At 43.6% G+C, this 9560-nt stretch carries 6 protein-coding genes and 2 tRNA genes; all 8 read left to right on the top strand.

All coding sequences use genetic code 11. The annotated features are described in order from the left end of the window. The first annotated feature begins 200 nt into the window (after positions 1-200). The 8 genes from Q7P41_RS03245 to Q7P41_RS03210 all read left to right on the top strand — a co-directional run bounded on the left by Q7P41_RS03245 (position 201) and on the right by Q7P41_RS03210 (position 9078). Positions 201-276 (top strand) — tRNA-Lys (locus Q7P41_RS03245). 16 nt (positions 277-292) lie between these two features. Beyond that, positions 293-376 (top strand) — tRNA-Leu (locus tag Q7P41_RS03240). A gap of 77 nt (positions 377-453) precedes the next feature. Beyond that, the gene (gene tig, locus Q7P41_RS03235; RefSeq protein ID WP_303882086.1) at positions 454-1938 is read left to right on the top strand and encodes a trigger factor; all 1485 of its coding nucleotides are present in this window, start codon (positions 454-456) and stop codon (positions 1936-1938) included. Then, positions 1904-2482, top strand: a complete 579-nt coding sequence (clpP, locus tag Q7P41_RS03230) for an ATP-dependent Clp endopeptidase proteolytic subunit ClpP (RefSeq protein ID WP_303882085.1) — start codon at positions 1904-1906, stop codon at positions 2480-2482. The genes tig and clpP overlap by 35 nt, the downstream gene beginning before the upstream one ends. Positions 2483-2642: 160 nt before the next feature. Continuing rightward, positions 2643-3926: an ATP-dependent Clp protease ATP-binding subunit ClpX gene (clpX, locus tag Q7P41_RS03225; RefSeq protein ID WP_303882084.1), complete on the top strand. Its 1284-nt coding sequence runs from the start codon at positions 2643-2645 to the stop codon at positions 3924-3926. Between the two features lie 48 nt (positions 3927-3974). Beyond that, on the top strand, positions 3975-6641 hold the full coding sequence (locus tag Q7P41_RS03220) for a valine--tRNA ligase (RefSeq protein WP_303882082.1): 2667 nt from the start codon (positions 3975-3977) through the stop codon (positions 6639-6641). Between the two features lie 11 nt (positions 6642-6652). Continuing rightward, complete coding sequence (locus tag Q7P41_RS03215) at positions 6653-8023, top strand: folylpolyglutamate synthase/dihydrofolate synthase family protein (protein ID WP_303882080.1); 1371 nt, start codon at positions 6653-6655, stop codon at positions 8021-8023. A 65-nt stretch (positions 8024-8088) separates the two neighbouring features. Beyond that, a complete protein-coding gene (locus tag Q7P41_RS03210; RefSeq protein WP_303882078.1) occupies positions 8089-9078 on the top strand; it encodes a Gfo/Idh/MocA family protein in 990 nt (329 codons plus the stop codon). Positions 9079-9560: the final 482 nt, after the last annotated feature.

Genomic DNA, 9560 nt, shown 5'->3' with positions numbered 1-9560 from the left:
AAATAAAGCCTCGTTGAACTTGACTTATAAAATACGTGCATGGTAATATAATTTTCGCGACATGAAAAGCCAGCCACATTGGCGAGAAGGCACATAAAGAGGGCTGGTTTTCAAATTTCAAGCGCCGATGACGGGTTTCGGATCAGTCGGTCGCGGATTCAGATTCTGTCTGGCGTATTATTTATCACGAGGTTGTATGTGGGCCGTTAGCTCAACTGGAAGAGCACGGGACTCTTAATCCCGGGGTTACAGGTTCGATCCCTGTACGGCCCACCATTTGCATTGACCTTGGGCGAGAGTGGTGGAATGGCAGACACGCGGGACTTAGGATCCCGTGGCTTCGTCCGTGTGGGTTCAAATCCCACCTCTCGCACCATTAAAATATTAGGTGCGACCTCGGTGTTAAAATACACACCGAGGCTTTTTCATGTTGAAGAAAGGAGTTTGGTGACGATGAGGTCCGAGCTTATATCTCAGGAGAAAAATATCGTTAAGATAAAAGTAGAAGTTGAGCCCGAAAGGTTCGAGGAAACCGTCAAGGATGTTATTAAGGAAATAAGTCAAAAAGCCAACATAAAGGGATTTAGAAAAGGAAGAGTGCCGCGCAATGTCATCGAACTCTATTTTGGCAGAGAAAGCATTTATCGCGAGGCTTTAGAAAATCTAATACCCGAAGTGGTGACACAAATTAAAGAGGAATATGGGTTGGAACTAATAGCCGAGCCTAGGGTTAAATTGGAAGGCGAAGTAAAGGAAGGTTCGCCGGTCCTTTTAGAGATAGAATACGAAGTCGTGCCCGAGATTGAACTGCCAGACTTGAGTCAGATAGAAGTTCCAAAACTAAAGCCCATCGTCACCGATGAGATGGTAGAGCAGGTCATAAAGGATCTGCGCGAACGAAATGCCGAGCACGTGGACGTTGAAGAAGAAAGACCTATTGAGGAGAATGACATCGTTGTCGTAAACGCCACTGCTCAAGTAGAACGCGAAGAAGGCGATGACATCGAGAAGTTTGATTTTGAAGGCAAAGAGGTGGAAGACACCATCGATTTAACGGCCGATTATTTAGACGAGAACGTAAAAAAGGATTTAGTGGGACAAAGCGCAGGAAGCACCATAACGACAACAATAACTCATCCAGATGATGGCAGTAAGCTGGCCGGCAAGCGCATTACATATACTATGGAAGTAAAGGGAATAAAGAAAAAAATCCTTCCCGAACTTGACGAGGAATTTTTAAAAAAGGTCGGAGCAGATGGCAAAGATTTAGATGAATTCAAAACACACATCAAAGAACAGCTACAAGATGTTCTCGAAAACAGAGCAAAAAACGAAGCGATAAATTTAGCCTTACAGCAAATAGTGAATCAAACAAAGATAGATGTGCCCGAAAGACTGGTAGATAGAGAATTTCAAAGCTTGCTATACGAAGAGGAGCAAAGGATTAAGCAAGCCTATAATATAACCTTGGAGGAGTACGTGAAACAATCTGGTATTGATTTCGAAGAATATAAGAAAAAAGTACGAGATCAGGCTTTCAGGAGAGTCTTAAATTCCCTGGTACTTGAGGAGCTTACAAAGCGCTTTGAGATTAAGGTGGACCCGGGGGACATCAGGTCTCATGTAGAAAGGATGGCAACCGCCTATAACTTAAGCGCTGAAGAATTGTCCTCTTTTATCGTGTCTGACCAAGATAGATTATATAAGCTGAGTTATGATATCATGACCGAAAAGACCTTGGATAAAATCCTAGATTTTGTAAATGTGAGGGAACTTGAAAAGGAAGAATATGAAAAAGCCCTGAAGGACTTGTTAGAAAAGATGAAGGCTGCATCGGCCGAACAAGAAGAAACAGAAGAAAGCGAACAAGATTCGGGCAATGAAGCAAGAGGAGGTAATGAGGATGTTAGTACCGATAGTGATAGAACAGACGGGTAGAGGCGAGCGGGCTTATGACATATACAGCAGATTACTGAAGGATAGAATTATCTTTCTTGGAGAGGTCATAGAAGAACATCTCGCCAACTTAGTCGTGGCCCAAATGCTGTTTCTAGAAAGCGAAGATCCCGAAAAGGATATCAACCTTTACATAAACAGCCCTGGAGGCTCTGTGACGGCAGGGCTAGGAATATACGACACGATGCAATACATAAAGTGTCCTGTGTCAACTATATGTGTAGGTCAGGCAGCAAGCATGGCTGCCGTACTCTTGGCCGCAGGAACTGAGGGCAAGAGAATAGCTCTCCCTAACTCGAGGATAATGCTTCATCAACCATTAGGGGGAGTGCAGGGACAAGCAACTGATATAGAGATACACGCCAGGGAAATAAAAAATATACGAGACAGGCTCAATCAGATCATTGCAAAGCACACAAATCAAGACATCGAAAAAGTAGCCCGCGACACTGATAGAGACTTTTTCATGTCTGCAGAAGAAGCCCTATCCTATGGAATAGTTGACAAAGTCATAGAAAAACGATAGGTTGTTGATGCAAACTCCTTTATAAACAAGCGAGGGGGCAATGCACGAGCTCTCTCGCTTGTTTATAAAGACTTCTGAGATTAGGCTATAATATGATTGGTTATTCTTCGCGGCCGGTCAAAATATTTCTACGGGACCTCAAGGAGGAAGGAAAAAGGAAATGCCAAAGGGTAGTGACAAAGATCCTAAAAGGAAGGGGCTTCGATGTTCCTTCTGTGGAAAAGATCAGGATGAGGTTGGAAAGATCATAACAGGACCAGGTGTTTGCATTTGCAATGAATGCATTCATTTATGCAATATTATCTTAAATGAAGAAAGAGGAATTTTACACACTATAGATTGCCGTGAGAGAGATGTTTCCAAGACTTTCGTATTGCCAAAACCCGCCGAGATAAAAGCTTATTTGGACCAACATGTCATAGGACAAGAATACGCCAAAAAAGTCATCTCGGTTGCAGTGCATAATCACTATAAACGTATTGTCAAGCACAAAAAAAGCGAAAGCGACGTGGAGGTTCAAAAAAGCAACATTCTCCTGTTGGGGCCAACGGGATGCGGTAAGACTTTATTGGCCCAGACATTGGCTGAAATATTAAATGTACCCTTCGCCATTGCCGATGCTACAACCCTGACTGAAGCGGGTTACGTGGGCGAGGACGTTGAAAACATCTTGGTTAGATTACTGCAAAATTGTGATTACGACGTGGCTTTAGCGGAAAAAGGAATAGTCTACATAGACGAGATCGATAAAATAGCCCGCAAGAGCTATTCGCCCTCGATCACGCGAGACGTATCGGGCGAGGGTGTACAGCAAGGTCTTCTTCGTCTGCTTGAAGGGACTATTTCCAGCGTTCCTCCTAAGGGAGGAAGGAAGCACCCTTACCAAGATTTCATCCAGGTCGATACGTCAAACATCCTCTTCATTTGTGGCGGGGCTTTTGGAGGCATAGAAAACATCATAGCAAGAAGAATCAACAAAAGAGTCATCGGATTTGGCGGCGATATAATAGGCACTAAACAAAAAGCATCGTGGGATATATTAAGGGAAGTGCAGCCCGAGGATCTAATGACGTACGGATTTATCCCGGAATTTATTGGCAGGCTTCCGGTAATTGTTCCGCTGGAAGGTCTTGATGAAGATGCATTGGTGCACATAATAAGAGAGCCTAAAAACTCCTTACTGAAACAGTACAAAGAACTTTTCAGCTACGAGGGAGTGGAATTGGAATTTACGGAAAAAGCTTTGCGGGCCATCGCTCGCCAGGCTCAGAAAAGAAATACTGGTGCAAGAGGTTTAAGGTCGATCATGGAAAAGGTAATGCTCGACATAATGTACGAGTTGCCCAATATATCGAACGAAGTTGCAAAGGTGAGGATCACCGAAAAGTGCGTTTTGGAAGGAGCATCTCCAGTATACATATCGAGAGATGAAGAAGTAGCCTAACGCTGCGTAAGGCATAAAACTTAAGATATAAGGAGAGACCATTGCAAAATGCGGGCTGACGATATGCTTATTCCAAAGGAGTACGAACCTAAAGAGATAGAGCAAAAGTGGTATGAATGGTGGCTAAAAAGAGGGCTTTTTCACGCTGAGGTCGACGAAACTAAAAAACCTTTCAGCATGGTCATACCGCCGCCTAACGTAACGGGATCGCTTCACATGGGACATGCGTTAAACAATACCCTGCAGGACATTGTATGTCGCTATAAGCGCATGAAGGGATTCAATGTACTGTGGATTCCCGGAACGGATCATGCAGGCATAGCTACGCAAAACGTTGTAGAGCGAGAATTAGCCAAAGAGGGCATTCAAAGAAAAGATATAACCAGGGATGCCTTCTTAAAGAAGGTTTGGGAGTGGAAACACGAATACGGTGGCAGGATTATTTCGCAGCTAAAGCGGCTGGGGGCTTCTTGCGATTGGACCAGAGAACGCTTTACTATGGACGAGGGTTTGTCTAGGGCTGTCAGGTGTGTGTTTGTACGTTTGTATAAAGAGGGACTCATATACAAAGGCAAGTACATCATTAATTGGTGCCCGCGCTGTCATACGGCTTTATCTGATTTAGAAGTTGAACATGTGTTAACAAAAGGAAAACTTTATTACGTTGCCTATCCCATCGAGGGCGAAGAAGGTTCAGTAGTGGTCGCCACAACACGCCCCGAAACCATATTGGGAGATGTTGCAATAGCAGTAAACCCCGATGACCAAGAAAACACCGGATTAGTAGGCAAAAAAGTAAGGGTCCCTATGACAGACAGAATTGTACCCATAATCGAGGATCAGATGGTCGATCCATCCTTTGGTACAGGATTAGTCAAGATAACTCCGGCCCACGATCCCAACGACTTTTTGGTTAGTGAACGACATGAACTCAAACTTATTCAAGTTATCGATGCAGATGGTCGCATGAACGAAAACGCCGGTCCCTATAAAGGTATGGACAGATTCGAGGCAAGAGAAGCAATCACGAGGGACATAAAGGCCGCCGGGTTGTTGGTAAAAATCGAAGACCACGAACACGCCATCGGACATTGCTACAGGTGCAATACAGTTTTGGAGCCCTTCTTGTCGGAGCAGTGGTTTGTCCGCACCGAACCGTTGGCCAAAAGAGCAATAGAAGTTGTTAAGGAAGGTCAAATTCGCTGGGTACCTGAACAATGGACCAACACTTACTACCAATGGATGGAAAACATCAGGGATTGGTGCATCTCAAGACAGCTTTGGTGGGGACACAGAATTCCTGCTTGGACCTGCGATGAATGCGGTCATGTCACGGTTTCAGAAGAAGATCCAATCTATTGCGAAAAATGCGGTTCAAAAGAAATAAAACAAGACGAAGACGTATTAGACACTTGGTTTTCAAGCGCGTTGTGGCCTTTTTCCACCATGGGGTGGCCGGATGATACGCCTGAACTTAGATATTTTTATCCTACATCGCTCCTTGTCACGGGCTTTGACATAATATTCTTCTGGGTAGCCAGAATGATAATGATGGGATTGAAATTCATGGGAGACGTACCATTTAGGGATGTATACATACACGCCTTGGTACGTGACGAAAAGGGGCAAAAGATGAGCAAATCCAAGGGCAACGTAATAGATCCCTTGGACGTCATAAACGAATATGGAGCTGACTCGCTCAGATTTACCTTGTCTTCGCTAACAGTTCAGGGACGTGACATCATCTTAAGCGCCCAAAAAATAGAATCCTGCAGACATTTCATGAACAAGATCTGGAACGCAGCGCGCTTTGCCTTAATGAACTTAGAGGGTTTCGAGGGAAGCGGAAGGATAGCGCATAAAAGCGATCTCAGACTCCACGACAAATGGATCCTCATGCGCGCCAACCAAGTCACCAAGGAGGTCACTGATTTTCTTGAGGGCTACTTTTTCGGCGAAGCGAGCAGATTGCTTTATGACTTCGTATGGGGAGAACTCTGCGATTGGTACATCGAGATGGCAAAGCCCGCGTTAAAGGAAGAAGAAGGCAGCGACAGAAAGGTTGCCTCGCAAGAAATACTTTATTACGTCTTCAGGAAAGTTCTTCTGCTCCTTCATCCCTTTATTCCCTTTGTAACCGAGGAATTATGGCACATATTCGGCTTTAGCTCGAATTCCATAGAAGAAGAGTCATGGCCATCAGTGGAAGAAATGTTCGATGAGACTACAACAGCACTACTTGCCAAGGAGATGTACATAGTTCAAGAAACCATTCGGTCGGCTAGAAACTTAAGGGCGGAAGCCAACGTAGCTCCTCAGGTTGTAGTGCCTCATTTGGCTTTTGATCCCACCGATGAGACAGCCGCTAAGGTGATCGCCGAAAATGAAGACATGATAAAACTCATGTCGAAGGTTGGCCAAATTAGCTTTGTCTCAAGAAGGCCGGGGGGCTCCTTGGTTTCAGTGCTACCTTGGGGCAATGTCTACTTGATAGTAGGCGATATCATAGATATACCTTCTGAGATCGAAAGACTGAAGAAGGAAAAAGAAGAGTTGGCATTAGAGGAACAAAGAAGCTTGTCGAAGCTATCCAATGAATCTTTCTTGCAAAAAGCTCCCAAAGAGGTGGTGGAAAAAGAGAAGGAACGCCTGAAGAAAGCAAGGGAACGCATTGAGAGGATTGATGAAAACATTACTTCGCTTAAAGAAAGTTAAGGCGATCCGAAATGGTCGATAAAGATATTGTGAAAGCCTTTGATCTCTTGGAGCAGGACATTTTAAACGAATCAAGCCCGGGCATTCGCCCGGGCTTGTCACGGATAGCAAAGTGTTTGAATTCGCTTGGCAATCCACAAAGAAATTTTAAAGCAATTCATGTATTGGGCACCAATGGGAAGGGCTCGACAGCATCGACGCTTGCAAGCATTTTAACCAGTTCAGGTTTAAAGACAGCATTATATACTAGCCCTCATTTAATACATATGGGCGAGCGCCTACGCATTAACGGATCTGTCTTGAGCCCACAAAAGTGGTGTGATGCTTGGCATAAAGTCAGGGAATCGTTGCAAGTCAATTCTACAACAGAAACACGCCCAACAGCATTCGAACTCATGACTGCCATTAGTTTTTTGATCATGGCGAATGAAAACGTAGACGTCGCAGTTGTTGAAGCAGGCATGGGTGGAAGACTTGATGCTACAAATCTATTGGGTAATGTGATATTGTCCGTTTTTACATCGATTTCCCTTGATCACACAAACTTTCTAGGCGATACGCTCTCACAAATAGCTAGCGAGAAGTTTGCCGCTATAAGACCCAAAATCAAGGCACTTTATGTTGGCGGCCAAGCAAATGGCATAGAAGACATATTCGTCGCTCGTTGCAAAAAGATAATGTCTGAGGGTCACTTATTTTCGCGAGAGTGTGTTGTAAGACCATGGCATATTTCTATAGACGGTGTGGTATACGATCTGTGGACTTCTCGTGGACATTATTTCGATGCCTTGGAAACAAGATTAGCAGGTGCTTACCAAATTCGTAACACCGCGATAGCAGCTTTTGGTGCAGTTCTTTTAATGGAAACCTTTCCAATGATATCGCACAAATCCATAAGGGAGGGTTTACTATCAGCTTCTTGGGCAGGCCGATTCGAAGTCCTGAGGCTCAATGGGGGTAAAATACTTATATTAGACGGGGCGCACAATCCTGAAGGAATGGAAGCACTGGCTACTTCACTAAAACTGGCACTGCCAGCCAACGAAACTTTTGCAATCATTATGGCCATGATGAAGGACAAGAACGTCGAAGGAGCTTTAAGGAAATTAGCAGATTTGCCGATTCGAAAGTTTATATGCACCGAGGTGCCCAATCTCGAAAGAAGCATGACTTCGAAAACCTTGGCAGCCATCGCAAAGGACATCTTTCCCAACTCATCAGTTCAAATAGAACCCGAAATAGAAAATATCTTAACCAAAACACTGTATGATAACCAATGTAAATACATAGTGATATGCGGCAGCCTTTACCTATTGGGAGCAATAAAAAAAATGATATATTTGAATGAAGATTTTCTTTCTTGCGTAAGGCCAAAAACATGAAAATAAAGTGATAATGGTAAAAGAGGCTTTTAAATGTGGACTCAATTACAAGAGGTGAGTAAAACATGAATCCATTGCGTGTGGGTGTCATTGGGGTGGGTCATTTGGGCTATCACCACGCAAGGATATACACCGAGCTTTTGGAGACCAAGCTGGTGGGCGTGATGGACATCGATGAGGAAAGGGCTGCTTCCGTGGGAGAGACTCTTCAAGTGCCATATTATGGTAATTTAGACCAATTTTTAATGAAGGCCCGTCCCGATGCCTTGAGCATAGTCGTACCTACCGTGGCACATTACGAGGTGGCAAAAAAGGTTATGGAAAAAAATATCCACGTGCTCATAGAAAAGCCGGTCACCAAGACAGTGAATGAAGCCGAAGATCTCCTCAAGATTGCCGCCAAAAGAAACCTGGTGCTTCAGGTAGGACATATAGAACGTTTTAATAGCGCCGTACAATATGTGAGGGGTATCTGTAAACCACCTTTTTATATTCAAACAAGGAGGTTGGGCCCTTTTTCCTCTAGAGTTGCCGACGTTGGCGTAGTTTTGGACTTGATGATTCATGATATTGACATTATTTTGTCTCTGGTGGGTTCCGAAATAAGCGAGATTTCGGCATATGGGCGCTCTATATATACTGAACATGAAGATATCGCTTCTGCCCATCTTACCTTTAAGAACGGCACTATTTCCCATATATTGGTGAGCAGGGTTTCCGAAAAGAGACTTAGAACGCTTGAAATCATGGAAAAAGAGCGATACATAACTCTTGATTACGAGAGTCAAGACGTGTCCATACACAGATGTATTAGAGACAACGGAATGGGATTGATGGAAGTAATAGAACATCCTGTATTTCCGAAACACGAACCGCTTAAAATGGAGTTGCAACATTTTATATCCTGCGTTAGAGAGGGAAGGCAACCGATGGTCGGCATAGCTGATGGCAAAAGAGCCTTGGAGGTGGCCATTGAGGTTTTAAGACAGATACATAATAATCAGATACATAATAATATGGTAAGCCAACAAAAAAGCATCAAAACATCGCACTAAATAAAACTAGTCTTTATGAACTTATTTGCTAGTGAAGCAACGTTAAAGTAGCTTTTCGCCAGTTTTGTTTATTTATGACGGAGACTGTTGTAGAATAGAGGGAGAAAGAGGCTCCCTCTATTTATTATGAGGTGATGCAACCTTGACGAAAAGAAAAAGGTGGCAACAAAACAGCCTTGCTCGTCAAATCGTCATTTTATTGATAGTTGTCATAGCTGCTCTATCGGTTGTGATTATTGCATGTACGTATTCTAGGCCTGACAGGGTTTTTATGGAAAATATAATTTTAAAACTCATATATGAGAAACACTCAAAGGGACTTCATTAATATTTTTTTAAGATAGAGGTGTCAGTCGTCTCATGTTTCGCGCAATTCCCGATGTGAATATACAAGCATTGTTGGCCTTGGGGCTTTTTCTGGCCTCTTTGCTAATCGCAAGGATCATTAATAATATCAACTCGAAAAAGTGGCCAGGTGGAGC

The organism is Acetomicrobium mobile, from assembly GCF_937920065.1.
This window is presented reverse-complemented; position numbering and strand designations above follow the sequence as displayed.